This is a genomic window from Prosthecobacter gellanilyticus (assembly GCF_007992435.1).
Classification (GTDB): Bacteria; Verrucomicrobiota; Verrucomicrobiia; order Verrucomicrobiales; family Verrucomicrobiaceae; genus Prosthecobacter; species Prosthecobacter gellanilyticus.
In genome coordinates this window covers 172,540-199,357 of record NZ_BKAG01000008.1, presented here as the reverse complement: position 1 = coordinate 199,357, position 26,818 = coordinate 172,540, and the positions used below count along the sequence as shown (strand labels likewise).

Genomic DNA, 26,818 nt, shown 5'->3' with positions numbered 1-26,818 from the left:
CAAGCAGCCCCCGAAGATTCGGGGGGAGGTGCAGAAGCCGTGGCAAAGGGCCGTAAGGAGAGGGTGCTGATACTCCGCCCTCTTTACGCAACCCTTCTCACACTCACCGCTTTCGGCTTTGCCGCGGATGCCCCGCCTGCCAAGCCCGTGCTCAAGATCACGCCGGGGAAGGTCATCGTGCCTTTTGACAAGATGCAGCGCCCCTGGGGAGAACTGATCAGCCTCGATCCCGTGACACGCACGGGGAAGTTCCGTCGCGAGAGCACTGACGAGATCGTGAGCTTCACGGTCATGCCTTATGCGGAGCTTCTGCATCACGCGACGTATGGCGATCTGCAGGACTTCCGAGTCGGCGAGCGTGCCATCTTCCGCCTGCATGAGAATGAGAAGGGCGAGTGGGTCTGGCTCACCTACATCCAGGACCAGATGAACATGATGAACGGCCACAAGGAGTACTTCTATGTGGATAGCATCGATCCCTCGAAAGGCGTGCTGACTTGCACGCAGGCAAACTTCGACAAGAGCTTCATCCGCGAGAAAGGCATCCTCATCTCCACGGATGCCGAGACACGCTACTGGAAGGATGGTCAGCCCGCGAAATTCAGCGACGTCCATGTCGGCGACAAGATCCGCACGAAGACCCACGGCATCGGCAAGGGCAAGGTGCAGATGTGCTGGGAGGTCTTTCTGGATGATGCCAGCCTGCAGAAATTCCAAGCCGAACAAAAAGCAGTGCATGAAGAGCGCATGCGCCAGGACGGAGCACCGGGTTACATCGATGAAGCCAAGGACGGCAAGGTGACCCTCACGCTCTTCCAGGAAGGTGAGATCGTGATCAAGCAGCTCAAGGCTGGCGGTAAGGCCTTCATCGCCCCGGCAGGTGTGGATCGCAAAGCCACCGCAGAGGTCATTGAAGCCAAAGTGAATGCCGTGAAGATGACCGGAAAGCTTTGTCAGGTCATCTTGAACACCAGCGCCTCCATCTCTGGATTCAAGCCGACGGGACTAGTCAGGCTTTGGGCGCATTATCCCTCTCATTCCGTTATCTCGACGAAGTGAGACAAAGGAGAGGCAGGCACCTCCCCCGAATCCTCGGGGGATCGATCCTGATAGGAAGAGGCGCGGCACGGCTTAGTCTGTGTTGTCCAATGCGTTTCCTTCCTGCCTATCTCAGCATCCCTGCCCTAGCTGCACTCACGCTCGGCACCTTTCACGGTGCTGTGGCTGCCGCGCCGGGATCAGCAGCGGACATGAACAAGCTGGTGAAACCCTTCTTTGCCGAGCACTGCACGAACTGCCATGGCGAGAAGAAGCAGAAGGGCGATCTGCGTGTGGATGATCTGGTGGTGAACTTCAAGTCGCCAAAGATCATGATGCACTGGGAGGAGATTATGAACCGCATCAACAGCGGCGACATGCCCCCGGATGACGAGCCGCGTCCGAAGCCCGAGGAGATCTCAAAGGTGGCGGATTGGATCGCGGACCAACTTCACGAAGCCGAAGCCGCGAAACAGTCCTCCGGCAGTGATCGTGTAAGCTTTCATAAACTCACGCGCGAAGAGTATGCAAACACCGTCCGCGATCTGCTCGGTGTAACCTTTGATGTCAGCTCACCTTCTGGCCTTCCCGAAGACCCGGATTGGAAAGGCTTTGAGCGCATCGGCTCCGTGCTCACGCTGTCACCCGCGCATGTGGAAAAGTATCTCGCCGCCGCAGATGCCATCCTCGATGAGGCCTTGTCCATCCGTCCCGAGCCAAAGCGTGAGGTGATTCACTGGGGTCCTTACGACATGCGCTGGAAAGGTTTCAAAGAGGAGTATGAGGCGCGTGGCATCGCCGATCAGGTGCGCATTGAGATCGTGCCTAACAACTACACAACCGACACCTGGAACGTCGATATCAAGACCACGGGTGACTACCTGCTGCGCGTGAAGCTCAGCGGGCTGCGCCCGGAAGGCGGCCGGCCTCCGCGCCTGAAGATGTACATGTCCAGCATCAACGAGACGCTGATCGAGCAGGATGTGGATGCACCCGAGGACCAACCCATCATCATCGAGAAGCGTGTGCATCTCATCGCGGGCAAGTATCCCATCCGAGTCATTAATTCCGTGCCTGGGCCGAATCCGGAAGGACGTCGATCACGTCACAGCGGCACACCGAACGCCTTCACCACCATGAAGAGCCGTGTGCCCTGGCAGATCAAGCTCACGGACGATGACTTCAAGCCCATCCAGCCCACGCTGATCATTGACTCCATCGACTGGGACGGCCCCATCGTGGACTCCTGGCCCACAGGTGCACACAAGCGCATCTTTGCCAGCAAGGATGCGAAAGAGATCGTGGCACAGTTTGCCGAGCGCGCCTGGCGTCGCCCGGTGCAGCCAGGCGAGCTGACAGCCTTGATGAAGCCTTTCGAGCAATCGCAGAAGCTCGGCGACAGCTTTGAACTCTCCGTCAAAAGCTCGCTGGTGGCCGTGATGTGCGCGAAGAGCTTTCTGTATCTTGAAGAAGGCAAGGCCAAGCAATCTGAGGCGCGACTCAGTGATTATGAGCTCGCTTCACGCCTCTCCTACTTCCTCTGGAGCAGCATGCCGGATCAGCGGCTAATGGATCTCGCACGCGATGGCAAGCTGCATGAAAGTGCCACGCTGCGAGCGGAGGTCAGTCGCATGCTGAAGGATGATAAGGCTGCTGCCTTTGCCGAAAGCTTCCCGCGTCAGTGGTTGCAACTGCGCAAGGTCGGCATGTTCCCACCAGACAAGGAATTGTATCCTGAATACGATGAGAACCTCGAGCAAAGCATGGTGGCGGAAACCGTGGGCTTCTTCCGCGAGGTCTTGAAGACCAACGGCAGCATCAGCGAGTTCCTGAACTCTGACTGGACCATGGTAAATGAGCGTCTGGCCATGCACTATGGCATGACAGGCATCATTGGCGATCATGTGCAGCGTGTGTCTTTGAAGCCGGAAGATCATCGTGGAGGTCTGCTCACCCAGGCATCCATCCTTTCCCTCACTTCCGATGGCACACGGCATCGCCCGGTGCATCGCGGTGTGTGGATGCTGGAGTCCATCATCGGCAAGCCGCCACCTCCGCCGCCGGCGAATGTGCCTGCGCTAAGCACCCCCGATGCCAAGGCGAAGAAGACCACCGTGCGCGAGAAGCTTGAGCAACATCGCTCCGATCCGAACTGCACCGCCTGCCACAACAAGATCGACCCCCTCGGCATCGCCTTTGACAACTACGATGCCATCGGCCGCTGGCGCCTCGTCGAAACCATCAAGGACGGCACGGGTGACAATCCCGCCCTCGATCCAAGTGGCAAGCTGCCCGATGGACGCGCCTTCAAAGACAGCCAGGAACTGCGCCACCTTCTGCAAGACGACACGGACAAATTCGCCACCGCCTTCACCGAAAAGCTCGCCACCTACGCGCTACGTCGTGGCATGACCTTCGTGGATCGTGAAGAACTGAAAATCATCACGGAGAACTCGAAGAAGGATCACTATCGCCTCCCTGCCTTGATCGAAGCCCTGGTCACATCACCGTTGTTTCAGAAACGCTAACTGCACTCATCATGTCCAACATCCAATCCCAACGCTGGCTTCTCAACCGCCGTCACTTCCTGCGGGGTCTCGGCACCACCATGGCGCTGCCGTTTCTGGATGCGATGATGCCGCTGCATGTGCGTGCGGCTGCCGCGGCAGCTTCCAAGCCACGACGCAGTGTGTTTGTCTACATCCCAAACGGGGTGAACGGCATGACCTGGCAGTGCAAGAACTCGGGGCGTGACTATGAGCTGTCCCCTTCCCTACAGCCGCTGGCAAAGCATCGCGATGATTTTACCGTTTTCAGCGGCCTGCATCATCCAAACGGACTCGGTCAGGCGCATGTGTGCGCGGACACCTGGCTCACGGGCGCGAAGATCGATGCGCAAAGCGGGCGCAAGTATGAGAACAGTGTGTCGTGTGATCAGTTGATGGCGGAGGTGGTGGGACAGCAGACACGCTTTTCCTCCCTGGAGCTGTCCATCTCGGCGGGCACAGGACATCCCTTCGGCGCGAGCACGCTGGCCTTCTCGCGCGATGGCGTGCCGCTGCCTGCGGAGGACAACCCGAAAACCATTTTCAATCGTTTGTTCGGCGAAGAGGCGGTTGGTGTCGCTGCGCAACGCGCACGCCTCACGAAGCGCCGCAGCGTGCTGGATGCGGTGTTTGATGATGCGAAGTCGCTCCGCCGTGATCTCGGCAATGATGACCGCACCAAGCTGGACGAGTATCTGCATGCCGTGCGGGATGTGGAGCAACGCGCGGAGCGTCTGGATGCCTGGCTGGATGTGCCGAAGCCTGAGGTGGATCCCAAGCTGGCCGCGCCCTTCCAGCGGGATGTGCCGAAGGCTCAGGCGGGTGAATACTGGCGAACCATGTTTGACATCATTGTGCTGGCACTGCGCACGGACATGACGCGCGTGGTGACCTACATGAACGGCAGCGAGGGCAATGGCCTGGCCATTCCGGAGATCGGCATCACCCAGGCACGGCATAATCTTTCTCATCACAATGGCGATCAACTCATCCTCGATCGTCTGGCGAAGAGCGATGAGTTTATCATGCAGCAGTTCGCGCATTTTCTGGATGAGCTTCGCGGCATCAAGGATGGCGAGGAAGCGCTGCTGGACCGCACGATGGTCATGTTTGGCAGCGGCATGAGCTACGGCCACAGCCACTGCAACAGCAACCTGCCCATCCTGCTCGCTGGGGGCAAGGGACTCGGCCTCAAGCACGGCCAGCACATCGACTACAACCGTCCGCATCTCAAAGAGGACTACACGCTGAGCTATGATGAGTGGCGCAGCCTCTGCGGCAAGCCGAAAGACGGCAACGCCCGCCTGAACAACGTGCTGCTGACCATGATGCAAAAGATGGAAGTGAATGCCGAAACCTTCGTGGACAGTCTTGGGCCTGTCAGTGAACTGATTTGAACGAGATGAATGCCACTATGATCACCAACTTGCTCTTCCGCCATATCCGAATTCTCCTGCCAATCTCGCTGAGCATAGGCAGCGCCACGGCTGCTGACATCGAGATCAGCGAGACATTGCAGCTTCCGGAGTGTCATAGCATCGGGTGGGTGCGGGCGAATGCGGGGGTGAAGGGGCAGCATCAGGGGACGGACATCATTCTCGATGAAGCGAAGTGGGGTACGCCGAAGGCGGGTCAGGCGGTGGAACAGCATTGGGACTGGAAGCTCACGGATGCGCAGTGGGCCGAGGCGGTGAAGCTGAAGGGCGAGGGCAAGAAGGAGGAGGTGAAGTTTGACCTGTGGATGCCGGATGGCATCGACACCGCGCGTGGCATTGTAGTGATGTCCGGTCATGGCAGTGGCGAGGGGCTGTACAAGCATGTGGAGCTGCGGAAGATCGCCCGGGAGCTGAAGCTGGCGCTCTTCAAGTTTGTCGGGAACCCGATGCAGCGAGGGTTCTGGCCGCGCAGTTTGCTGGATGAGCGGTTGAAAGCGTTTGCGCAAAGCTCGCAGCATCCGGAACTGGTGAATGCGCCGCTGTTTCTTTACGGGCACTCAAATGGCACGGGCTTCTCGGCGATCTATCCGGCAGTGGAGGGCTCGCGTGTGTGGGCCTGGATCTCGATGAGGCCGGGGACGACGTTTCAGGTGTATCAGCCTGCGGCAGCGCGCATTCCTGGCATGGTGATCTTTGGTGAGGCTGACGACTTTTTCGCGCGGCCTTCCAAGGAGGAGAACATGGGGGTCATCGAGGCCATGCGGAAGAAGCACAACGCGCTGTGGCACTATGCGGTGGAACCGAAGACGGGACATGGTCCGGGAGACAAGACCTGGCCGCTGGTGTTCTCCTTTCTGCGGCATAGCTTTGCCGCGCGTGTGCCTGCGGATGCTGATGCGAGCAAGGGTTCTGTGAAGCTCACGGAGGTGAATGCTGAGAGCGGATACCTCGGCAAGAACTGGGATGCAAAGGCGGGTGGCTATCAAACACTGCCGATCTCTCCCTCCGCTGCTTTCGCTGGTGACAAGGCCACTGCCTCCTGGCTGCTGAACTCCGCCTATGCCGCTGACTGGCAGACCTTCCAGCGGGATGGTCAGCTCAAGAAGTAAACCCATTTACCCCAACCAACTATGAAACTCGCACTCGCTGCCGCCTTCTCATCCCTTGTTGTCTCTGCTTTCGCGCTCGATCCGCATGTCGAGGCGGTCATCCGCGCCGTCGAGAGCGCCAAGGGGAAGGTGGAGAAGACGGAAGATGGGCAAAGTTTAAAGCTTGTGGATCTGTCAGTGCCAGGGGCCGGGCCGCATGATCATCGCAAGGAAGATCCGTATGACGCGGCGTTCTTTGAGCATCTCGGGCACATCAGCACGCTGGAGTCGCTGAATGTCATCTCCACGAAGGTAAACGACGAATGGATCGCACCGCTTGGGAAGCTCTCTAATCTCAAGTCACTGAAGTTTACCAACAACGGTCCGCTGACCGATGCGGGCATGGCACAGTTTGCCGGGCTCAAGAACCTTGAAGCCTTCTCCTTTGTCGGCACCAAGATCACCGGGCGTGCTTATGCGAAGTTCGACGGCTTCACCAAACTCATCAAGGTCAGCCATCGCGGCAGCAGCATTGATGATGAAGGTCTGAAGGAGCTTTGCGATCACCTGCCGAACCTCGAAGGCATCAGCCTGGCTCACGCGAAGTTCACGGATGCAGGCGCACCGCACCTCGCGAAGCTCACCAAGCTCAAGGGCCTTGAACTCGGCACCTCGAAGGCAACGCCACAAGCCCTGGTTCATCTCACGAAGCTCCCGCTGGAGTCATTGCAGCTCGGCGAGGGCTTTGAGTCCGTCGACTGCATTCCCTTGATCAAAGGCATCGCCACACTGCGCCGGCTCACCTTGACCAACGCGACAAAGCTGACCGATGCCGAACTGAAGACTGTCGCCAGCCTCACTCAGCTGGAACATCTCGAACTCGGCAAGGTGCCGTTCCCTGATGAGCGCCTTCCTGTCCTCAAAGACTTCGCTTTCCTCAAGTCCATGCGCCTCGTGCCAGCCAAGGAACCGTTCAGCGCGGAAGCACAAACGAAGATCCAAGCGCTGCTGCCCAAGACCACACTCACCTTTAAGTGAGCCAACCTGCATGCGTATTCGCTCCCTCGCTCTACTTACAACTCTAAGCCTGCTCATTCCGCGAACTAACTTTGCCATTGAAGCAGCGCTTCTCGACAAGGCGGCCTTTGCTCAATGGGTGGGAGGCAGCGAGACGCCCATGGCTGAAGAGCCCAAGTCCGTGGTGTGGACAGAGCAGGGCAAGCCCGACTGGCGCGGGGCCAAGTTTGGTGCGGGTCGTGAAGGCGGTGCGCGGCATCTGCGCATCGCTTTCAATCAGCCGGTCAAGGTGGGCAGCGTGCTTGTCAGTGGCGGTGGCACTTTGAGTGTGCTGAAAGCGGAGGCAACGTATCCAGGCGACCTGGCTGATGATTCACAATGGCTGCCCGCCGAACGATTGGTCGAGGGCGCGCCAACACGCGCCGAGGTGCTCGATGGAAACTATGGCCTCTGGGTGCTGCCATCTGGCACGCAGACTCGCGCACTGCGCTTCAGCCACCAGCCAGCGCCAGGCGATCGTGAGATGACAGGCGTGCTCAATGGCATGTGGCTGACGGATGAACGCATGGCCAATGTGGCCCCGCAGGCTCTGGTGCAGTCGCGAGCACGCGATGACGTCTCCGCGAAGGTCGTGGACGAGTCCAGCAACCGCCTGTGGCAGTCCTGGGACAATGGTGAGAACGGCGCTGCCTTGCCTGTCTCGGCCGAGCATCCGGAGATCGTAACGCTGACCTGGCCAAAAGTCGTGACGATGCGTGATGTCTGTCTGCTCTGGACCGGATTCCAATCTTGCGAGATCGATGCCTTTACGGGCGCAGACGATGCAAGCATCCGTGAGGCACCCGATGCAAGCTGGAAGCGTGTGGGCAAGGGCGAGCGATTGGAAGCCCTGTATCCCATGCCGCTCGGGCCACAGTGGATACCTTTGGACGGTGCGGTCACCACTCGTGCCCTTCGGCTGCGCATGACGAGCGGCGTCAAATCCACCCACCCGCATCTTGATTCCAAAGTCAAAGATGGGCGACGTGTTTGGTTAGGCGAGCTAATGGCGCTGGTGCCGCTCGGAGATACGGCGCTCACCAGCATCGTCCTGCCGAAGGCGAGTGAGGAACCACCGCCGATCCCGGTGAAGTTCACTTTGCCAGAGGCGGGACTGGTGACGCTGGTCATTGAAGACATGACGAATCATCGTGTGCGAAACCTGGTCAGCGAGGCGCCCTTCCCTGCGGGTGAGAACATCGCATGGTGGGATGGCAGTGATGATCTGCTCCGCGATCCCGAGGCCGCAAACCATGGCGTGTATCACATCCCCACGCGGCCCGTGGCACCTGGCAGCTACAAGGTGCGCGGCCTCTGGCACAAGCCCGTGAAGCTGCACTATGAGTTTAGCATCTACAGCGCCGGCAAACCTGCCTGGCCTACCGCTGACAACACGGGCTGCTGGATGACGACCCACACGCCACCCTCCAGCATGGCCTTCGTGTCAGGCAAGCGCACCGCTGATGGCCAGCCGCTCGTTTTCATGGGCGCGTATGTGGCAGAGGGCGGGCACGGCCTGCAGTGGCTGCGCGAAGATGGCACGAAGATCGGCGGACAGCATTGGGTGGGCGGCACATGGACTGGCGCGCCGACACTCGCCGTCGATTCAGGTGAGCAACACATCGCCGATCACCTTTGCTACGTCGGCTCTGTTTGGGATGGCGAACTGCGGCTCACTGCGAAGACGAAGAAGCTGGAAGACAAGCCCATCTTCAAAGTTCAGCTCGGGCCTGATCCACGCATCAAGAAGCCTAGTGATGGTGTGAAGCCTCCTGAGCTTGAAGGCTTTGATGGCGGCGACAAGGTCTATGTGCTCGCGGGCATCGCCGTGCGTGATGGCATCATCGTCTGCTCAATGATCCGCCAAAATGAACTCATCTTTGTCGATGCCAAAGCGGGCAGTATCACGGGCCGTTTGCCTGTGGAGAATCCACGTGGTGTGACCTTTGATGCCTCCGGCAGAATGCTTGTGCTCAGCGAAACAAACCTGCTCAGCCTGACAAGTTATGACTCTAAGCCTGAAACACTGATCACAGGCTTGGAAGATCCCCGGCATGTCACCACCGGTGCGAATGGCAACATCTTCATCACGGATCGCGGCACATCACATCAGGTGAAGGTCTTTGACCGAACCGGCAAGTCTTTGCGCAGCATCGGCAAGGCTGGCGCTCCGGCGATTGGCGACTACGACCCGCTGCACATCAACAATCCGAACGGGCTCGCGCAAGATTCACAAGGTCGGGTATGGGTCGTCGAGTCTGACAACTTCCCGCGTCGTGTGTCCGTGTGGAATGGACACGGTGAGCTGGTCCACACTTTCTACGGTCCCACCGAGTATGGCGGAGGTGGCGTGCTTGATCCGCAGGATGAGAAGAGGTTCTTCTACAAAGGCCTCGAATTCGCACTCGATTGGAAAACGGGCGCGGATCAACTGAAGCGCGTCTTTGCGCGTCCTGATCCTCTGCTCGAAGCCCACGGTGGTCACTTTTCACCGGACACGCCGCTGTATCCTTCCGCTCATAAGGGTGAGCGCTACTTCACCAGCTGCTACACGCACAATCCCACGGGCGGTGATAATGCGGCCTTCATCTGGCACGACGATGGCAAGGTCGTGCATCTTGTGGCCGGGCTCGGCAGTGCTCATGCCTGGGAATGGCTGCGCAGGCCGGAGTTTCGCTCCGCATGGCCGCAAGGCACGAAGCCTGAAGAGGATAATCCGCCACCCGACAAGCATGCGACCTTCGCGTGGTCTGACACGAGTGGTGATGGCAAGCCGCAGCCTGACGAAGTGCGCATGATCAAGGCGCCCTCGCGTGGCGTGACCGTGACACGTGACCTCGCGTTTCTCGTCGCTCGCTTTGAGGACATGACGGCCAGATTTGCACCGAAGGGCTTCGATACACATGGTGTGCCGCTCTATGAGCTGAAGGCCGAGAAGGTCGGTCCCGCAGGCGGCGCACCACCCTCGAGCGGCGGCAATCAAGCTCTGCAAACTCAAGAGTGGACACTCACCACGAATGCCACCGCTCCGTTCTCTCCTCATGGCATCGGCGGCATGTTCAAGGCTGAGCCGCGCTGGAGTTACCCCAGCGCCTGGCCGGGTCTGCATGCGAGTCATGAGGCTGCAGTGCCGGATCGTCCTGGCATGGTGGTGGGACACACTCGCTTGTTAGGCGACTTCATCCAAGGCAAGGCCGGACCGATGTTTTGCATCAATGGCAACATGGGGAACATGTATCTGTTCACGGCTGACGGATTGTTCGTCAGCACTTTCTTCAACGACATCCGTTTGCGGCCTAACTGGGGCGCACCTGTCGCCACGCGGAACATGGATGTGACGGAGGTCTCCCTGCACGACGAGAATTTCTGGCCCAGCATCACCCAGACACCGAACGGCAAGGTGTTCCTCATTGATGGTGGCCGCACCAGCCTTGTGCGGGTGGATGGGCTTGATTCCATTCAGCGGCTTCCCGATCAAACCATCACCGTGACTGCGGAGGATCTCGAAAAATCGCGTGACTGGTTTGCCCGTGCTGAGATCGCCCGGCAGAAGGCTCGCGGCACCGGCATCCTCAATGTGATGATGCGCCAGCAAGCTCCGAAGGTGGACGGCAAGCTCGATGACTGGCCCGCCACCACGGACTGGGCATCGATTGATCGCCGTGGCATCAAGGCCAACTTCAACAGCAACTCCAAGCCTTATGAGGTCAGCGCTGCGGTCACCCTCAGTGGAGATCGTTTGTTTGCTGCCTGGCGCACGAGTGAAAAGGAACTGCTGAACAACAGCGGAGAAACACCCAACGCGCTCTTCAAGACCGGAGGCTGCCTGGATCTCATGCTGCAGGCGGACACGGATCAGCGGCTTCTCGTCACGTTCATCAAGGGCAAACCACGCGCGATTCTCTATCGAGCCAAAGTGGCCGGCACGAAGGAACCTGTGAGCTTTGGCAGTCCATGGCGCAGCATCAGCATTGATGTGGTTGAGGATGTGACGGCCCAGTTGTCCTTCGCCGCTGATGGCGCTGGCAACTATGAGATCAGCATGCCTCTCGCTGCCTTGCATTGGCAGCCGAAGAGTGGCGATGAAGTGCGCGCTGATCTCGGCGTGCTGCGCGGCTCGAACTTCCAGACCACGCAACGCATCTACTGGTCTAACAAGGCCACCGCCATCACCGCCGATGTGCCCAGCGAGGCCGAACTGACGCCGAAGCTCTGGGGCAAGTGGCGCCTGACTTCTGAATGATTATTGTTTTATGAATTGCACGTCTGTCTCACGCCTCCTCGGCACTTTATTGCTACTGCTTTCTTCGTCACTCAGCGCCGTTGAGCAGACTTTTCCCAAGCTCACGGATGCCCAACGCATGCATGGGGAGCTGGTGAATGTGGATTTCATTCGTCGTGCGGGGCAGTTCCGCACGGACAAGGGGGAGTTGGTGGACTTCACGATGCCGCCCTATGCGATCATGAAGTATCGCGGCAGCGAGGCGGATTTGCGCGAGGTGCCGCTGGGAGCGAAGATGGACTTTCTGGTGCTGCCGGGTGAGACGGATCGGCCGGTGAAGCTGATCACGACGGATGATGGTGAGACGAAGCCGGATGCGGAGCTGCAGAAGAAGTTTCGTGAATTCACGGAGAAGCGTGGTGTGGCTGGATGGATCACGAAGACGGAGGGCAAAGCGGTCACGGTGGCTTTGTTCAGCGGTGATCCGGCTTTCTATGAAGCGGCTTATGGTCAGCTTCTCGTGAAGGGCAAGACCACGAAGACCTGTGTGGCGAATGATGAGCTGCGCACGTGGAATCCGGGGGTGGATGGTGAGAACGGGGCCGTGCTCGAGGTGCAGAAGCTGCCGGTGGATGGCTTTGGGTTCAGCGGGTATCAGGTCACGCTGAGTGTGTCCAACATGCTCGAGGGGTTTCGCAAAGGGCGTGTGGTGCGTGTGTTCCTGCAAGGGTGGAAGGCGCAGGACCAGTACTATGGTGAGAGTCTGATGGGCTATGGGTTTGGGCGCCTGCTGAATCAGGAGCTGGTGCAGAATGTGGCGAAGGAGTATCCGGAGCAGTTTCCCTTCCGTACGGACTACAGCAACGAGCATCTGCCGTGGTATCAGCTCAAGGAAGGGGTGAAGGCACCGCCTTTCTCCGAGCATCTGGTGTTTGGTGAGCTGGTGTCTGCGGATGCAAAGACAGGCACGGGCCAGTTTCTAGCGGAGAGGACGGGTGAGGCGGTGAATTTTACGTTGATCAAGAAGCACACGGTCAAGCATCTCGGAAAGGACACGCAGTTGGTTAAACTGCCAACAGGCCAGCGCTATCGTTTCCACTGCTATCAGGATGACAAGGGGGCCTTCACGCGTGTGACGATCATCAGTGACGAGGTCAGCCACTTGATGGCGAATGCCACGACGGGGCGTGTGGCGGCCATTCATCCGGACAGGCTGCACATCGCATGGCAGCTGCCGATGGTGAAGGACTACAATGGGGACATGCAGCGGCCGCAGGACATTGCGCAGCGGATTCTTCCGGTGAGTGAGGCGACGAAGGTTTGGAAGGGGGACAAGGCGATGACGCTGGGTGATCTGAAAGTTGGCGATGATGTGCGGGTGAATCTGACGGCAGAGCTGCCTAACAAGCGTTTGAGTTGTGCGGAGGTTTGGTTGGTGGAGGCGCCAGTGAAGTGAGTTCGGAAGGCGGAGGTCGGAGTTAGGAAGAGGGCGCCTTGTGGGGCGAAAGGCGACGCGCGTGGGCACACGCAACTGTGCGTCCTCGATGTTTTAGGCAACGGGATGTGCGGGGTGCGCACGAGAGCGGTGTCGACGATGCACGGTGGCCCGTACATCTCTGCCACCGCACTCCGGGACGCTTCGCGACTTCGCGGGCGCTTAGCCTGGGTAGCCGCCGGCGATGTAGGCTTCGAGCTGCTCGATGGTCATGCGCTGGGTGGCGATGGTCCAGCGGACGAGGTCGCCGATGGAAATGATGCCGACGAGCTGGGTGCCATCGACCACCGGGAGGTGGCGGACGCGGTTCTCGGTGATGATGGACATGCACTCGGAGACGCTTTGATCCGGGGAGACGGTGACGAGGTCACGAGACATGATGTCACCCACCGGCGTGTCCTTGGAGGAGCGGCCTTTAAGCATGACTTTGCGGGTGTAGTCGCGCTCGGAAATCATGCCGACGAGCTTGCCACCCTCCACCACGGGCAGGGCGCCGACGTTGTTCTCCGCCATGGTCTTGATGGCTTCCAGCACGGTGACGTTCGGGGAGATGGTCCAGACTTCCCGGTTCTTGTGCTCCAGCAGGGTTTTGGCAGCGGTTTTGATTTCCATATGGCTGGATTATCCAAAAATGCTGCAAGGATGGCAAGGTGGTTCTGGCCCTGATCCGGGAATCGGGGATGCCCTGACAGACAGTGAATCCTTTGGCGGAGCTGACTTTTGGGATGTCCGCGGGCTTTTTATTACAGGATTAACAAGATGGCAGGATTCACAGGATTTTATTTTTGGTTAATCCTGTGAAACATGTCTCCGGCGGTGCGGATGTTTTCTTTTAATGGTTAGGCCAGGTTGAGGAGGCCGCCTTCGCAGAGCTCGGCTTTGCCGAAGGTCTTGAGACCTTTGTGACCCATGGCGTGGGCGATGGTCATCCAGAGGCGGTTGTGGGCGGCTTTGTCGAACTTCAGGCTGCGGCCCATCTTGAAGCCGAAACCGCCGCCAAGCATCACGTAAGGAATGTTGTCGAGCGTGTGGTTGTTGCCTTTGCCGAGCTCGTTGGTCCAGACGAGGAGGGTGTTGTCCAGCATGCTGCCTTCGCCGCCAGGCTCGGGCGTTTCGCTGAGGCGCTTGGCCATGTAGGCGAACTCGCCGGCGAACCAAGTATTGATCTTCAGGAGCTTCTCGTAGCTCTCCTTCTTGTCGTCGGGATCGTGAGAGAGGCTGTGGTGGCCTTCCTCGACACCGAGCCAGCGCATCTGCGCCATGCCGACGCTGCGCATGAACTGCAGGGTGGCCACGCGGGCCATGTCGTTGGCGAGGGAGTTCACCAGCAGGTCGATCTGGATGCGGCTGATCTGCGGAGTGTTGTCGTTCACGAGCTCGATGCTCGGGTCGACCTTGGGCACGGGGTGAGCGAGCTTGCCCTGCTTGTCAGCATCGGCGAGGTCCTGCTCAAAGCCACGAACGAGGGTCATGTGCTGCTCGAGGAGGGCCTTGTCACGGGCGCTGAGCTTGGCGGAGATGCGCTTCAGGTCATCGCGCACGTCATCGAGAATGCTCACAAGGCTCTCCTTGTCCTTCATCTGACCGTAGAGCTTTTTCAGCATCTGGTGCGGGTCATCGATGGGAGCGATGGGCTGATTGCCGCCGGCATAGCTCATGCGGGTCCAGGGGTCGGCGCGCTCAGGGACGGCGACACCGAACTCGAGGGAGCCGAAGCGGGTCTTCGTGGCGACCTGGCTCTGGAGGAAGTTTTTGATCTCCTGGTCGATGGAGATGCTGCTGGCCCAGCCGGCGGGGTTGCCGCCACCGCCCATGATGTTGCCCTTCAGCAGCTCATCGCAGGTCAGGAGGCAGCTCATGCCGCGCATGTGGCTGTCTCCATCGCCACGCACCTTGTTGGCGATGCCGTGAAGGATGAGCATCTGCTTCTTGAAGGGCTCGAGAGGCTTCAGGATGCTTTTGAAGCTGAAATCCGCGCCTTCCTGGTCCGGCCAGAACTCATTCGGCAGGGTGCCATTGGGCGAGAACATGATGACCAGCCGCTGGCGCTTCTGAGGAGCAGGCGCGCCCGTGATGCTCGGCAGTCCGGAGAGGAACGGCAAGGTTCCGGCGGAGATGCCGAGGTCGCGGAGGAATTGGCGGCGGTGGAGGTGCTTCATGGGGGGGAAGGGCTACGCTCTTAGAAGGCCGCAATTTGCAGGGTCTGGACAAGAAATGTGGGCGCGCGGGAGGCAGAGGGCGCGCTCTGCGCCAGAAAACGAACTGGAAAGTTCGTTTTACGTTACGTCTTTGAGCAGTCCGGGCACTGGCCGTAGAAGGCGAGCTCGTGGTAGATGCCTTTGAAGCCGGAGGACTTGGCGATCGTTTCCTCCAAGGTCTGCACGGGACAGGCGATGTCCAGGCGCTCGATGCGGCCGCAGTCGTTGCAGATGAGGTAGTCGTGGTGCTCGCCGGGGAGATTGATGATGTAGTAGGCGGCGCGGTCGTGCAGGCCCAGGCGACGGATGAGGCCGTGCTGCTCCAGTTTGACGAGCAGGCGGTAGACGGTGGCGCGGTCGGCCTCGCTGACGAGGGCCTCGGACTCGGAGATGTCTGCCAGGGTGAGCGGCTGGCAGGCCTGGATGAGGATGGAGAGCACGTCACTCAGCGCCTTGGTGCGGCGCAGTCCCTTGCCACGGGCACGGGCCAGGGAGTCCTCCAGGAGCTTTTCAGGCTCCGGGCGGTGACAGCCGTCGTGGTGGTGATGGTGGTGCTTGCTCATGACTGGCCCTCCTTATTGCATACGCCATCGGCCCATGCACCCGGTCGGTTTTTCAGAGCCTGGATTTCGAGCGCCAAGTCACGCATACGCAGGGAGGCTGCGGCTGCGTATGCGCAGAAGATGACGAGGCTTGCGATGATGATCCAGACCACGCTAAGGGCGGACATGCTGCTTTCCAGCAGATCTGCTGCGACGCGGAAGGACGAACTCAACTGCTGCCTGGACGCTACATCGACGGAGAGGGCTCGAGCTTCCTCCCGAAGATAGGACACATGATCCCCCACTCCGGCGTTGAGTCTTACATTCACCATGTAATAAACACCGACCGCCGCGCTGAGAAAGAGCACGACACCCCCGAGACTCATCCAGAAGGACAGGTACCCGTTCCGGATCAGCTGATCCTCACGAAGCCCGAAAAGAGTCTGAATCCAGCGCGGCATGGATGAAGATCACTGCTCTACCCGGAAGATGTGCATGGAGGTGCCGGCGGGGTTGAGCTCGACGTAGTTTTCGGAGCCGCTCCACTCGTAGCTGTGGCCGTGCATGAGGTCGTTCACGCGGTAGGGCTTGCTGGCATCGAGGCCGAGCGCGCCGAGATCCAGATGGACGGTGCCGGCGGCATTGCCGATGCCATCGAGACTGATGATGCAGAGGATGCGGTTGCGCTTGTCCGGGGTGACCTTGCTGTAGCAGATGATCTGGCTATGCGAGGCGTGGTGGAACGTGAGGTTGTCGTAAAGATGCAGCGCGGCGTTGTCGCGACGGATGTTGTTCAGACGAGCGATGAAGCCTTTGATGTTGCCTGGGGCGTTGTGGTCGCGGTTGCGGAGCTGGAACTTTTCCGAATCGAGATACTCCTCCTTGCCGGGGAGCGGCTGGTTTTCGCAGAGCTCATAGCCGGAGTACATGCCCCAGGTGGGGGTGAGCGTGGAGGCAAGCGCGGCGCGCAGGCGGAAGATGCTGCTCGGGGCGTTCTGCAGGTAGAAAGGCAGGATGTCCGGTGTGTTCGGCCAGAAGTTAGCGCGGTAGTACCAGCGCATGTCGCCCTCGGTCAATTCTTTGGCATATTCGGTTAGGCCAGCCTTGTCCTCACGCCAGGTGAAGTAGGTGTAGCTCTGGGTGAAGCCGATCTTGCCCAGCACCTGCATCATCTTCGGCTTGGTGAAGGCCTCGGCGAGGAAGATGATGTCCGGGTGCTTGCGATGCACGCTGCTGATCAGCTCTTCCCAAAAGGAGACGGGCTTCGTGTGCGGATTGTCGACGCGGAAGATCTTCACGCCTTTGTCGACCCAGAAGAGGACGACGTCGATGAGCTCGCGCCAGAGGTTTTTCCAGTCGGCGCAATGGAAGTTCAGGGGGTAGATATCCTGATACTTCTTCGGCGGGTTTTCGGCATAACGAATACTGCCGTCAGGACGCTGGTAGAACCAATCCGGATGCGCTTTGACATAGGGATGGTCCGGGGAGCAGTTGATGGCGAAGTCGAGCGCGATCTCGAGGCCGCGTTTCTGTGCCTCGCCGACCAGCCAAACAAAATCTTCGACCGTGCCAAGCGCAGGCTCGACATCGCGGTGGCCGCCGGCAGGTCCGCCGATGGCCCAAGGGCTGCCGACATCACCGTCATAGGCGATGAGGGTGTTGTTCTTGCCCTTGCGCGCTGTGACGCCGATCGGATGGATGGGCGGGAAGTAGATGGTGTCAAAGCCCATGGCCTTCGCATCATCCAGGCGCGGGAGGCAGTCGCGGAAGGTGCTGTGCTTGTCGGCACGGCCCTCGGCATTGCGCGGGAAGAACTCATACCAGGCGGAGAAGCGGGCGCGCTCACGCTCGACGATGACCTTCAGCGGCTCGCTGGTGGTGGAGAGGGCGCGGTCAGCGTAGACATCCATGAGCTTCTGCAGCTCGGCGGAAAGGAGCACCTCCATGACTTCCTGAGGTGGCAAGGAGGTCAGCAGATCGGCGACGTCCTCAATCTGCGTGGCGCAGTCTGGCGCGCCGGCCGCGCGGGCGCGCTGGGCGGCCTCACGGAGGAGGCGGGCGCCGTCCAGGGCTTCCACGGGCACATCCGGGTCATGGGCCTGCACACGCACGGGGAAGGTCTTTTTCCAGCCCTTGAAGGTGTCTGACCAGGCCTCGACGGCATACTCCCAGCGGCCAGGGGATTCAAAGCTGCACTGGCCGTGCCAGCGGTCGTTTTCCACAAGCTGCATGGGGGCCTCAAACCAGCGCTTGGTGCCGATGAGGCGCCATTTGAGCACGGCGGACATGACGACGTGGCCGTCCGTGAAGATATCGCACCAGAGCTCGAGAGGCTCGCCGACGATGCGCTTGATGGCGTGGCGGCCACCCTCGATGCAAGGGTAGAAGTTCTCGATGACGACAGTGGGGGCGTAGACGGCGGCTGCGGGCATGGCGTGAAGGTATTGTATACAGCGGAGGGAGGGCCGTGAGGCAAGAGCGGATGTTGGGGCCAAGCCGTTTACGGTTCTCAGTTCACGGTTCGCGGTTTTCCGTTGTCGGGAGCTTTGGGCGGCCCTGCCCCTGCGCAGAATTGAACTGGCGGAGGCCAGAAAGCCCATGGTACGAAGGTGCAGCCTCGTCTCCCTATTCTTCCAGTCCCAATAGGTAATGTATCACACCAGCGATGAAGGGTAAGAAGACCAAAAAGGACATGCTGAACCACATCGCCGTGACGCCCCAGAACAGCATGTAGCTTTCCTCCCTTTGAAAACGATAGCCTTTGATGGCGGCTACACCGGTGCGCAATGCGCGAAGGCCCATGTAAGCGAACAGCGAACCAACGCTTAAGATGGCGATCACTTCAAGCACGGCAGGTCAGAGCGAGGTTTTGAATTAGAAGGCTGGTCAGTTCCATGCTGGTGACCAAGGTCAGAGCCTCCATAACACCAGGCTAACCTGCCTGTGATTTACTGGCAACTACGCAGCCGTGCCCGCCTGCGTCAGCGCGGCGATGGTGCGGAGGAGGGACTGAAAGACGATGGGTTTGGTCAGGTGGGCTTCGAAACCGGCGTCGGTGCTCTTTTGGACGTCACTCTCCATGCCGTAGCCGCTGAGGGCGATGGCCGGGGTGGTGCGGGACTTGCGGATCTCGCGGATCAGGTCGAGGCCGGAGCCATCAGGCAGGCCGAGGTCGCTGATGATGAGATCAAAGACAGTCTGGCCGGAATGCTCCAGGGCTTCGGCACAGTTGGAAGCGGTGGTGACGGTGTGGCCGTGGCGCTTGAGCAGGCGGCTCAGGCTCCAGAGCGTGTCCGTGTGGTCATCAATCAACAGGATGCTCAGGGAGGACGGCTGCTGCACGGATGACTGGGGCGCTGCGGGAGCGCGAGCCACCTCAGGAGCTTCCGTTTCGGCGAGCGGGAGATGGATGTTAATTGAGGTGCCGTGCCCGCGACCTAGGCTGTGGGCCATGACACTGCCCTCATGCTTATCAATGAAAGCCTTAGTGATGGCGAGGCCGAGACCGAGACCGCCAAACTGCGTGATGCCTTCCACGCTGCCCTGCTCAAAGGCACCGAAGATGCCCTGAAGCAGCTCGGGCTCGATGCCGCGACCATTGTCCGTGACGGAGATGTGCAGCGTGGCGGGTTCCTGAATCCCTGTCCTGACGATGATGCGTCCGCCGCGAGGGGTGAACTTGATGGCGTTCTTCAGCACATTCCACAGCACCTGCTGAAGACGGGCAGGATCTCCAAGCACCGTATGCCGGGATGATTCCAGGTGAAGCTGCAGATCATGGGAGAAGCTGGTCGCATCCGAGGTGCAGATCTCCATGACGTTGTGAATCATGGCGTGCACATCCACGAGCTCACGGGCAAAACTGAGATTCCCCTTGATGATGCGGTGGAAGTCTAACAAATCATCAATCAAGCGGGCCTCGAGCTGCACGTTGCGCAGGACGACGGCCATGTCCTCGCGAACAGTCGGTGGCAGGCTGGCATCCTGATGCAGGCTGGAAACAATGTTCAGCACGGGAGTCAGCGGCGTACGGAGCTCATGGCTGATCATGGCCAGGAACTTGTCCTTGGCCTCGCTCGCGGCCTTCACGCTGTCATAGAGGCGAGCCTTGTCGATGGCCACCGCAGCCTGGACGGCGATGCTGGCGACGATGCGCTCACTACGCTCGGAAAAGATGCAGGGCTCCGCGCTGCCAAACACCAGCGCGCCGATAACGGCAAGGTCACTGTCCACCAAGGGGACGGTGAGACAGCTCCGCAGTGTGACGCCGGGGAACAGGGCCTTTGCAAACCTGGAACAGCAGCACGGCTCCGCATGGATGCTGTGGTCTGGAATGTGCTCGAGGGCACCGGAGCCAAAATCAGGGCCGAAGAAATCTGGATGCTCGATCTCCGGCAGGCATTGAAGCAAAGCCTGCTGCGGCCCCGCACTGGCATAACGTGTCCAGTCTTCCTGAACACCGCCGCGCAGATAGCACGTACCAAACTCTGCGCCCGTCAGATCCGTCGTGGCTTCGATCAGCGCCTGAATGACGGCCCGCTGATCAATCTTGGATGCGAGCAGCAAGCCGACACGGTGGAGTGTCTCCAGTTCATCATACAAAGCCAGGACGCCGGAGTTGGTCTGTTCCAGCTCCTTGTTCAATTGAGTGAGTTCTTCCTGACGCGCACGCACTTCCTCCATCACACCCAGCAGCTCCTGGTTTTGAAGCTGCACCTCGGTGATGATATGGTCATTGGACGGCGGCTTGGGCGCTTGCTCGACGACCAGCTTCTTCAGTTCATCGGAAGTTTTGCGGGAGGCCTTGGCCGGCAGATTTTTCCGCAAGGTGATGACGGTGCCTGCGGAAGAGCTATCGATCTCCACGGCATCCATGAGGCGGCGTGCACCGATGAGGCCCACGCCCATGCCGGTGGTGGAGCGGTAGTTTCCAGACAGGACGGTGGCCAGATCCTTGATGCCCGGGCCTTGATCACGAAGGATGATGACCAGGGCCTGACGGCGCTGATCGAAACGGTGGAGGCCATCATACTCAGACTCGACCTGAAACTCGGCATCACCGCCGCCTGCATATTGATAGGCATTGCGGGCGACCTCGGAAACAGCGGTGGAGATGCGAGTCTGAGATTGCAGATCAAAACCGAGTCCTGCGGCGAACTGACGCGCGTGCTGCCTGCAGGTCACGATGTCCGGCTCAGTGCGGAGATCGAGCTTCAGCAGGGGAACGATTTCGAGATCGCTGCTCATGTCAGGTCAGGTGCAGATACGGAAAACGGCGGCGGTGGTGTCATCCGTCTTTCGTGAGTGATCACGAAATAGGACGCCTGCAATCAAGCTTGGATGCCGATTCATCAGACCCGCATACTTGTCGAGCCGCCAATGGTTTTTGACGCCATCAGAGGTCATGACGAGCAGCGTTTCCGCTGACCACGTATAGCTAAAGGGCTGCAATCTCGGCAGCACGACACCCACGGTGCCATTGCTTGAGACCAGATGCGATGCGCTCCCGTCATGCCGGACCAGCGAACTGGCGATGTTTCCCACCCCGAGATAAGAAACCGTGCCAGCACTGGAGTCCACCTCCACAAGCGCGACGGCGGCGCCGCGAGTGGCGCGCAGAGCGCCGTGGATGTTTTGCATGAGAGTTGGAAGGTCCGCCTTGGGATGCTCTTTAAAGACCTTGAGAGCTGCCTGCGAAGCATCTGCGGCGCATGGGCCGTGACCCAGGCCGTCCGCGACAATGAAACGGAAACGACCGCCACCGAGATCGAGATAACCACCAGCATCTCCACAGACCACTTCTCCTTTGATGGGAACATTCGTCAGGCCAAACTGATGGCGCCTGATGCCCATAGGTTTGTTAGGGCAGAGCTGGCTGAGGATGACCGTGCCGGTGCCAAGCTGGGAGAAGGTCTCAAAATACTCTGAAGCGCGCTGGACAGCTCCCAAGCCCGTGCCGGCCGTGCCCGCAGTGGAGTAGCCATCCCGCATGCAGGCTCCAAAATTCGCGCTACCGGGACCTTGGTCCAGGGAAAGGATCTCGACCGCATCCGGCCCGCCATCGTCCAGCATGCGGAGCAGGAGATGCCCGCCGTCTGTCGTGTGCAGGGCGAGATTGTTTGCGAGCTCAGAGATCACGAGAGCTACCTTGGCCTGCTGATCCGGTGAGCAGCCATTGTCAGCAGCCCACGAAAGGGCGAGACGCCTGGCTTCTCCGGCCTGGGACCGTTCGCGGACGGTGAGGTGAAGGGAGTCAGGCATGAGTGACAGGAAGTGTGTCACCGCCATTTGGTGATGGTGATTCGCGTGCCCTTGTTCACCTCAGACTCGATATCGAATTCATTGACCAGTCGTTTGGCACCGCCCAGGCCAAGGCCCATGCCTTTGCCACTGGTGAAGCCATCTTTGAGAGCCTGCTCGATGTCCGGGATGCCCGGCCCCTGGTCGGCAAAGATGACGCGGAGACCATTTCGGATGCCTTCCTGCAGATGCACCAGTGTCACTTCACCACCACCGCCGTAGATCAGCAGATTGCGGGCAAGCTCACTGGCGGCTGTGACGACCTTGGTCTGGTCTACAAGAGAGCACTTGATCTCGATGGCCCACTTGCGCACGGCCTGCCGCACATAGACGATGTCGTTTTCAGAAACGACCGGCAGGACTTCGCTTTTAAGAGTGGGCATAAAAGACCGGTCAGGCGTTGGCGAGCAGTTTCATACCCTTCTCCACATTCAGCGCCGTGGAGACGCCGACGAGGGAGAGGCCCAGTTCCACCAAAGTGATGGCGACCGCCGGCTGCATGCCGACGACGACAGTTTTGGCATCCAGAACGCGGGCCATGGAAGAGATGTTTCCGAGCACACGGCCGATGAAGGAGTCCACCATTTCCAGGCTGGAAATGTCAATGAGGACTCCCTTGGCGCCCGTGCTGCTGATCCTTTCGGTAAGGTCATCTTGCAACTGCAAGGCCAGACGGTCGTGCATGTCCACCTGGATGGTCACGAGCAAGCAACTGCCCATATGCAAAATTGGAATGCGGTCCTGCATGATCTGTAGAAAATTTTTCCGCTACCTTACTTAACGTCAACGTCGCGAACCACACGATGGCCCGTGCGCTGCAGAGCCACCTTAAGGGCCTCCGCGAGGCTTGCCTTCGTCGTCACAGCGCTCAGGTCAATGGCCAGATGCACCATGGTCTGGGCGATCTGCGGACGGATGCCGCTGATGATGCAGTCCGCGCCCATGAGACGGGCGGCGGCGACGGTCTTCAGCAAATGCTGGGCCACCAGGGTGTCCACGGTAGGCACGCCAGTGATATCGATGATGGCGATCTCAGAGCCTGTCTCGACAATTCGCTGGAGCAGGGACTCCATGACGACACTGGTGCGTGCGCTGTCCAGCGTGCCGATCAGCGGCAGGGCCACGATGCCATCCCACATCTTCACGACTGGGGTGGAGAGTTCCAGCATCTCCTCCTGCTGGCGCTTGATCACATCTTCACGGGCCGACTGGAAGACCTCGGTGACGTAGAGGCCGAGCTTGTCCAGGAGAGCCGTGGCGCTGTTCATCTCCTCGATCAGTTCGTCGGGAGAGCCTTTCAAATCCGTGCGCAACTGGGCGAAAAGAGGTTCCTTGAGGGAAAATACGAACTGGGCGGTTTCCGAAGGCGAAAAGCCCATGCGCTCACGCTGACGGGAAATGGTGTTCAGGAACTCCAGGGCAGGTGCCCAGGCAGGGGATTTGATATCAACCATGTTACCGCTTTCGACCCCGGCGAGAAATTGATTCAAAAAGTCACCGGACTGTTTGGTGAGCTCATCGGTCTTGATGAGGTCACGGCGCATGCCTACCGCGTCGAATTGCTGCTGCACCCAATTCGCCTGGAGCTTGTCCTTGGCTTTCTTGATGATTCCGGGAAGTTGGGTCTTGCTCATAAAATGTTAAGGATGAAGGCTGAAATCAGCATCGGGACAGTTCGTAACACAGCTTTAGATCCAGGAGATGTAAAGACTCATTTTGAAAGATCAGGTTTTCCCTGATGAGGAGACTGTGCCTGGCTGCTAATACCTCATTTCTTGTGCTTTGTTCAGCGTTTTTTGTTATGTGGTGGGGAGATTGAGGCAACGAAAAGATCCCAAATGTCCGAGCCAATGATGAGAGCGCGCCCATCGTGACCTAGCTCATTTTGCTTCACGGCGGGCTGATAGGCTCGGCAGGGGCAGGCACAAGTACGTTGTTCACGCTTCAGCGTGTGGCTCGGAGGTTCATTGAACACGCTGAAGCGTGAACGACGTACGGGCAGAGCACGGGCACAAAAAAAGCGCGGATGCCTTTGGGGGCATCCGCGCTGGGGAATCAGGAGACTAGCTCCAGATGATTATTCCTCGGTCTTGGCCTTGGCCTTCTTCGTGGCGCGCTTCTTGGGAGCGGCTGCTTCAGCAGCAGGAGCCTCAGGCTCGGCGGTCGCGACTTCGACTTCGGCTTCTTCAGCGGCCTTGGCAGCCTTCTTCTTCGGCACGTAGGCGTCGACCCACTCGATGAAAGCCATCGGGGCGGAGTCGCTGCGGCGCTGGCCGAGCTTGGTGATGCGGGTATAACCACCTTTGCGCTCCTTGGAGGCGACGGCGATCTCTTCAAACAGCTTCTTCACAGCGGTCTTGCTGTGGATGGAGCCGATGGCGAGACGGCGGGCGTGCAGGTCGCCGCGCTTGCCGAGGGTGACGAGCTTCTCAGCGACGGGGCGGAGAGCCTTGGCCTTGGCCAGGGTGGTGCGGATGCGGGTGTGCTCGATCAGGGAGCAAACGAGGTTGGCCAGGAGCGCTTTACGATGGGAGGCGTCACGCTGGAGCTTTGGAACTTTTCTACCGTGGTTCATGTCTTCTTCTCTTTCTCAATCAATATGGGTTTAAAAAATGCGGGAACGGATCGGGACGGACGAATGACTACTCGTCGTCTTCGTCACCGAGGTTGCTGTCGATCAGCTTGGTGAAGTCCATGGCGTCAGCCTCATCGTCGTCAGCGAGCAGGGCGCTGCGGGCGAGGAGGGAGACACCGCCTGGGTTGGCTTCAAGCAGCGCGGCGTCGAACTTCATGCCGAGAGAGAGGCCCAGCTCGGCGAGCTTTTCCTTGATCTCGGTGAGGGACTTCTTGCCGAAGTTGCGGTAACGCAGCATCTCGGCCTCGGTCTTCATGGCCAGCTGGCCGACAGAGGTGATGTTGGCGTTGTTCAGGCAGTTCGCGGCGCGGACGGAAAGCTCGATCTCGTTGACGCTCATGTTGAGCAGCTTGCGGAGTTCGGCGTTTTCCTCGCTCTGGGCTTCTGGTGCGGCTTCGAATTCCACGGCCTTGTCGTCGTAGTTCACGAAGACGTCCAGGTGGTGGCGAAGGATGGCAGCGGACTGGAGAAGGGCATCATGCGGGCTGATGCGGCCGTCTGTCCAGATGTCGAGCACGAGCTTGTCGTAGTCGGTGTTCTGGCCGACGCGGGTGTTTTCCACACCATACTTCACGCGGGTGACGGGGCTGTAGATGGAGTCGATCGGGATGACGCCGATAGGCATGTCCGGACGCTTGTTTTCCTCCCAGGAGGCGAAACCACGACCGACGCGCACTTCGAACTCGCAATCAAATTTGATCTTGCGGTCGAGGTGACAGATCACGAGGTCCTTGTTGATGACTTCGTAATGGTTGTCTTCCTTGATGTCACCAGCGGTGATGGTGCCGTCTTTTTCCACCGCGATGGAAAGGAGACGTGGCTCCTTGCTTTCGCTGTGGTGAAGGAAGCGGACTTTCTTCAGGTTCAGGATGATCTGCACCACGTCTTCGACGACGCCGGGGATGGTGGAGAACTCATGCTCAACTCCGCGGATTTTCACGGAGGTGATGGCGGCTCCCTCAAGAGAGGAGAGCAGGACGCGGCGGAGGCTGTTGCCAATGGTGTGACCGTAGCCCTTATCAAAGGGTTCGGCGACAAACTGCGCGTAGGTATCGGTGGCCGTGGCCTCGTTTTTGACGAGACGGCTAGGCATTTCGAATCGGGCGAGACGAGCTGACATGTGTGGGGTATGTAGTGCCGGGTTACCTCCAGACGAGCCATCCATACCCCACGAGTGGGGTGGATCTGGAAACCAACGGCGAGTTGTAACAGGGGGTCTGGCTCGCGAGGGGCGGGAGTATGGGGGCGACTGCCCAGTGTGCAAGCGGGTTTTTGACCTGCCTTTGGTTAGCAGGGCTTAACTATTGCCGCGGAAACAGGCTATTTTTGACAGGATTCACAAGATTTCAGGATTCCAGGATTGGGAAACAGAGGTTCCAATCTTGTGAATCCTGTGACCTTGGCCCCGAACGCAGATCAAAGGCGGCGCAGGTAGCCGTCGCAGCGGTTGTGCCAGCCGGAGAGCCAGCGCTGCTCTTTGCGGGCAGGCGGGGCATTTTGCACTCGGCGGCTGAGGACGGCCTTGGCAGAGGATCCGAAGGCCGCAGGGGTGGGAGAGGCCATGCCCTCCAGGACCTGGAGGAGGCCCCAGCCCTGCCCGGCGTAGCGCTCGGTCTTGGCGGTGCCTTCACCTTTGAAATTCACGTAGTCGATGAGGCAGAAGGCGCCCTCGGGGGTGGCGGAGAGGCCGTCGAAGTTTGCCTGCACGCGCTTTTTCAGCTTGGTCTCGGCGAGCATCTTCGGGAGAGCGCGCTGGAGACGCACCATGATGAACTCGGTCTGCAAGGAGACGGTCTGGGAGAGGAGGGTGCGCAGTTCTTTCTGGCGGGCACCACCTTTGTCAGCCTCGAAAGCGGACTTGGTGTTCCAGGGGCATGGGCCTTTGGTGTAGGCCGGGACTTTGACACCACGGGACTCGAGGAAGGCGGCCAGGGGTGGAAAGCTCTCTTCAAAAGGGCCGCGCTTTCCGGCGGGATACCAGATGAAGTGACCGATGCCGAGAGAGGCGAAATCTTCACCGGAATTCCAGCTGGTGAGGCCGGAGATGGTGCCGGCACATTCGTTTTGCCAGATGCGCTGGCCCACCCGTGAGAGCTGGGCCTGGCTGAGGGAGACAGCCGCGCTGGCCGTGACGGCGGAAAGGAGCAGGAGGCAGAGAAGGCGTGAAATCATCATTGCTCGCAGGATAGCGGGAGCCTCTTGTTTGCAAAGGCTCTTCCCAAAACAAACAAGACCGCCTCCCCTGCTACCTCACGGCGTAGC

At 59.5% G+C, this 26,818-nt stretch carries 21 protein-coding genes; 7 read left to right on the top strand and 14 right to left on the bottom strand.

Annotated elements, in window-relative coordinates:
• The 7 genes from BGE01nite_RS07750 to BGE01nite_RS07720 all read left to right on the top strand — a co-directional run.
• On the top strand, positions 1-1,059 hold a 1,059-nt coding region (locus BGE01nite_RS07750; RefSeq protein WP_218032928.1), incomplete at its 5' end, for a hypothetical protein.
• An 89-nt stretch (positions 1,060-1,148) separates the two neighbouring features.
• Positions 1,149-3,566, top strand: a complete 2,418-nt coding sequence (locus tag BGE01nite_RS07745; RefSeq protein WP_146849861.1) for a DUF1592 domain-containing protein — start codon at positions 1,149-1,151, stop codon at positions 3,564-3,566.
• A gap of 11 nt (positions 3,567-3,577) precedes the next feature.
• The gene (locus BGE01nite_RS07740; RefSeq protein ID WP_146849860.1) at positions 3,578-4,981 is read left to right on the top strand and encodes a DUF1552 domain-containing protein; all 1,404 of its coding nucleotides are present in this window, start codon (positions 3,578-3,580) and stop codon (positions 4,979-4,981) included.
• Between the two features lie 17 nt (positions 4,982-4,998).
• The gene (locus BGE01nite_RS07735; RefSeq protein ID WP_218032927.1) at positions 4,999-6,129 is read left to right on the top strand and encodes a dienelactone hydrolase family protein; all 1,131 of its coding nucleotides are present in this window, start codon (positions 4,999-5,001) and stop codon (positions 6,127-6,129) included.
• A gap of 21 nt (positions 6,130-6,150) precedes the next feature.
• Positions 6,151-7,146 carry a leucine-rich repeat domain-containing protein gene (locus BGE01nite_RS07730; protein WP_146849858.1) on the top strand — a complete coding sequence of 332 codons (996 nt, stop codon included), beginning with the start codon at positions 6,151-6,153 and terminating at the stop codon, positions 7,144-7,146.
• A 10-nt stretch (positions 7,147-7,156) separates the two neighbouring features.
• Positions 7,157-11,407, top strand: coding sequence for an NHL repeat-containing protein (locus tag BGE01nite_RS07725; protein WP_174770040.1), 4,251 nt, complete (start codon positions 7,157-7,159; stop codon positions 11,405-11,407).
• A 10-nt stretch (positions 11,408-11,417) separates the two neighbouring features.
• Positions 11,418-12,842 (top strand): hypothetical protein, encoded by a 1,425-nt coding sequence (locus BGE01nite_RS07720; protein ID WP_146849857.1) that lies wholly within the window; start codon positions 11,418-11,420, stop codon positions 12,840-12,842.
• Between the two features lie 201 nt (positions 12,843-13,043).
• On the opposite strand, the gene BGE01nite_RS07715 is transcribed toward BGE01nite_RS07720, so the two are convergent.
• The 14 genes from BGE01nite_RS07715 to BGE01nite_RS07650 form a co-directional block, all read right to left on the bottom strand.
• Complete coding sequence (locus BGE01nite_RS07715) at positions 13,044-13,487, bottom strand: CBS domain-containing protein (RefSeq protein ID WP_146849867.1); 444 nt, start codon at positions 13,485-13,487, stop codon at positions 13,044-13,046.
• 233 nt (positions 13,488-13,720) lie between these two features.
• Positions 13,721-15,040: a DUF1552 domain-containing protein gene (locus tag BGE01nite_RS07710; protein WP_146849856.1), complete on the bottom strand. Its 1,320-nt coding sequence runs from the start codon at positions 15,038-15,040 to the stop codon at positions 13,721-13,723.
• 122 nt (positions 15,041-15,162) lie between these two features.
• Positions 15,163-15,642 (bottom strand): Fur family transcriptional regulator, encoded by a 480-nt coding sequence (locus BGE01nite_RS07705; RefSeq protein WP_146849855.1) that lies wholly within the window; start codon positions 15,640-15,642, stop codon positions 15,163-15,165.
• A complete protein-coding gene (locus tag BGE01nite_RS07700; protein WP_146849854.1) occupies positions 15,639-16,082 on the bottom strand; it encodes a hypothetical protein in 444 nt (147 codons plus the stop codon). The genes BGE01nite_RS07705 and BGE01nite_RS07700 overlap by 4 nt, the downstream gene beginning before the upstream one ends.
• Positions 16,083-16,091: 9 nt before the next feature.
• The gene (locus tag BGE01nite_RS07695) at positions 16,092-18,053 is read right to left on the bottom strand and encodes an alpha-1,4-glucan--maltose-1-phosphate maltosyltransferase (RefSeq protein WP_146849853.1); all 1,962 of its coding nucleotides are present in this window, start codon (positions 18,051-18,053) and stop codon (positions 16,092-16,094) included.
• A 193-nt stretch (positions 18,054-18,246) separates the two neighbouring features.
• The gene (locus BGE01nite_RS07690; RefSeq protein ID WP_146849852.1) at positions 18,247-18,471 is read right to left on the bottom strand and encodes a hypothetical protein; all 225 of its coding nucleotides are present in this window, start codon (positions 18,469-18,471) and stop codon (positions 18,247-18,249) included.
• A gap of 108 nt (positions 18,472-18,579) precedes the next feature.
• Complete coding sequence (locus BGE01nite_RS07685; protein ID WP_146849851.1) at positions 18,580-20,868, bottom strand: ATP-binding protein; 2,289 nt, start codon at positions 20,866-20,868, stop codon at positions 18,580-18,582.
• A gap of 6 nt (positions 20,869-20,874) precedes the next feature.
• The gene (locus BGE01nite_RS07680; protein ID WP_146849850.1) at positions 20,875-21,882 is read right to left on the bottom strand and encodes a SpoIIE family protein phosphatase; all 1,008 of its coding nucleotides are present in this window, start codon (positions 21,880-21,882) and stop codon (positions 20,875-20,877) included.
• Positions 21,883-21,899: 17 nt separating this feature from the next.
• Entirely contained in the window at positions 21,900-22,304 is a 405-nt protein-coding gene (locus tag BGE01nite_RS07675) for an anti-sigma regulatory factor (RefSeq protein WP_146849849.1), read from the bottom strand.
• 10 nt (positions 22,305-22,314) lie between these two features.
• Positions 22,315-22,668 (bottom strand): STAS domain-containing protein, encoded by a 354-nt coding sequence (locus BGE01nite_RS07670; protein ID WP_146849848.1) that lies wholly within the window; start codon positions 22,666-22,668, stop codon positions 22,315-22,317.
• A 26-nt stretch (positions 22,669-22,694) separates the two neighbouring features.
• Positions 22,695-23,555, bottom strand: coding sequence for an STAS domain-containing protein (locus BGE01nite_RS07665; RefSeq protein ID WP_146849847.1), 861 nt, complete (start codon positions 23,553-23,555; stop codon positions 22,695-22,697).
• Positions 23,556-23,998: 443 nt separating this feature from the next.
• Positions 23,999-24,496 (bottom strand): 50S ribosomal protein L17, encoded by a 498-nt coding sequence (rplQ, locus tag BGE01nite_RS07660; protein WP_146849846.1) that lies wholly within the window; start codon positions 24,494-24,496, stop codon positions 23,999-24,001.
• Between the two features lie 67 nt (positions 24,497-24,563).
• On the bottom strand, positions 24,564-25,676 hold the full coding sequence (locus BGE01nite_RS07655) for a DNA-directed RNA polymerase subunit alpha (RefSeq protein WP_146849845.1): 1,113 nt from the start codon (positions 25,674-25,676) through the stop codon (positions 24,564-24,566).
• A 296-nt stretch (positions 25,677-25,972) separates the two neighbouring features.
• Positions 25,973-26,728, bottom strand: a complete 756-nt coding sequence (locus BGE01nite_RS07650) for a hypothetical protein (RefSeq protein WP_146849866.1) — start codon at positions 26,726-26,728, stop codon at positions 25,973-25,975.
• Positions 26,729-26,818: the final 90 nt, after the last annotated feature.

What these genes read in the sequence shown, in the direction of transcription:
- BGE01nite_RS07710 (WP_146849856.1), bottom strand. Translation starts at nt 15,040, where the DNA reads ATGAAGCACCTCCACCGCCGCCAATTCCTCCGCGACCTCGGCATCTCC.
- BGE01nite_RS07670 (WP_146849848.1), bottom strand. Translation starts at nt 22,668, where the DNA reads ATGCAGGACCGCATTCCAATTTTGCATATGGGCAGTTGCTTGCTCGTG.
- BGE01nite_RS07740 (WP_146849860.1), top strand. Translation starts at nt 3,578, where the DNA reads ATGTCCAACATCCAATCCCAACGCTGGCTTCTCAACCGCCGTCACTTC.
- BGE01nite_RS07665 (WP_146849847.1), bottom strand. Translation starts at nt 23,555, where the DNA reads ATGAGCAAGACCCAACTTCCCGGAATCATCAAGAAAGCCAAGGACAAG.
- BGE01nite_RS07655 (WP_146849845.1), bottom strand. Translation starts at nt 25,676, where the DNA reads ATGTCAGCTCGTCTCGCCCGATTCGAAATGCCTAGCCGTCTCGTCAAA.
- BGE01nite_RS07675 (WP_146849849.1), bottom strand. Translation starts at nt 22,304, where the DNA reads ATGCCCACTCTTAAAAGCGAAGTCCTGCCGGTCGTTTCTGAAAACGAC.
- BGE01nite_RS07695 (WP_146849853.1), bottom strand. Translation starts at nt 18,053, where the DNA reads ATGCCCGCAGCCGCCGTCTACGCCCCCACTGTCGTCATCGAGAACTTC.
- BGE01nite_RS07685 (WP_146849851.1), bottom strand. Translation starts at nt 20,868, where the DNA reads ATGAGCAGCGATCTCGAAATCGTTCCCCTGCTGAAGCTCGATCTCCGC.
- BGE01nite_RS07745 (WP_146849861.1), top strand. Translation starts at nt 1,149, where the DNA reads ATGCGTTTCCTTCCTGCCTATCTCAGCATCCCTGCCCTAGCTGCACTC.
- BGE01nite_RS07680 (WP_146849850.1), bottom strand. Translation starts at nt 21,882, where the DNA reads ATGCCTGACTCCCTTCACCTCACCGTCCGCGAACGGTCCCAGGCCGGA.
- BGE01nite_RS07725 (WP_174770040.1), top strand. Translation starts at nt 7,157, where the DNA reads ATGCGTATTCGCTCCCTCGCTCTACTTACAACTCTAAGCCTGCTCATT.
- BGE01nite_RS07700 (WP_146849854.1), bottom strand. Translation starts at nt 16,082, where the DNA reads ATGCCGCGCTGGATTCAGACTCTTTTCGGGCTTCGTGAGGATCAGCTG.
- BGE01nite_RS07705 (WP_146849855.1), bottom strand. Translation starts at nt 15,642, where the DNA reads ATGAGCAAGCACCACCATCACCACCACGACGGCTGTCACCGCCCGGAG.
- BGE01nite_RS07735 (WP_218032927.1), top strand. Translation starts at nt 4,999, where the DNA reads ATGATCACCAACTTGCTCTTCCGCCATATCCGAATTCTCCTGCCAATC.
- BGE01nite_RS07720 (WP_146849857.1), top strand. Translation starts at nt 11,418, where the DNA reads ATGAATTGCACGTCTGTCTCACGCCTCCTCGGCACTTTATTGCTACTG.
- BGE01nite_RS07730 (WP_146849858.1), top strand. Translation starts at nt 6,151, where the DNA reads ATGAAACTCGCACTCGCTGCCGCCTTCTCATCCCTTGTTGTCTCTGCT.
- BGE01nite_RS07650 (WP_146849866.1), bottom strand. Translation starts at nt 26,728, where the DNA reads ATGATTTCACGCCTTCTCTGCCTCCTGCTCCTTTCCGCCGTCACGGCC.
- rplQ (WP_146849846.1), bottom strand. Translation starts at nt 24,496, where the DNA reads ATGAACCACGGTAGAAAAGTTCCAAAGCTCCAGCGTGACGCCTCCCAT.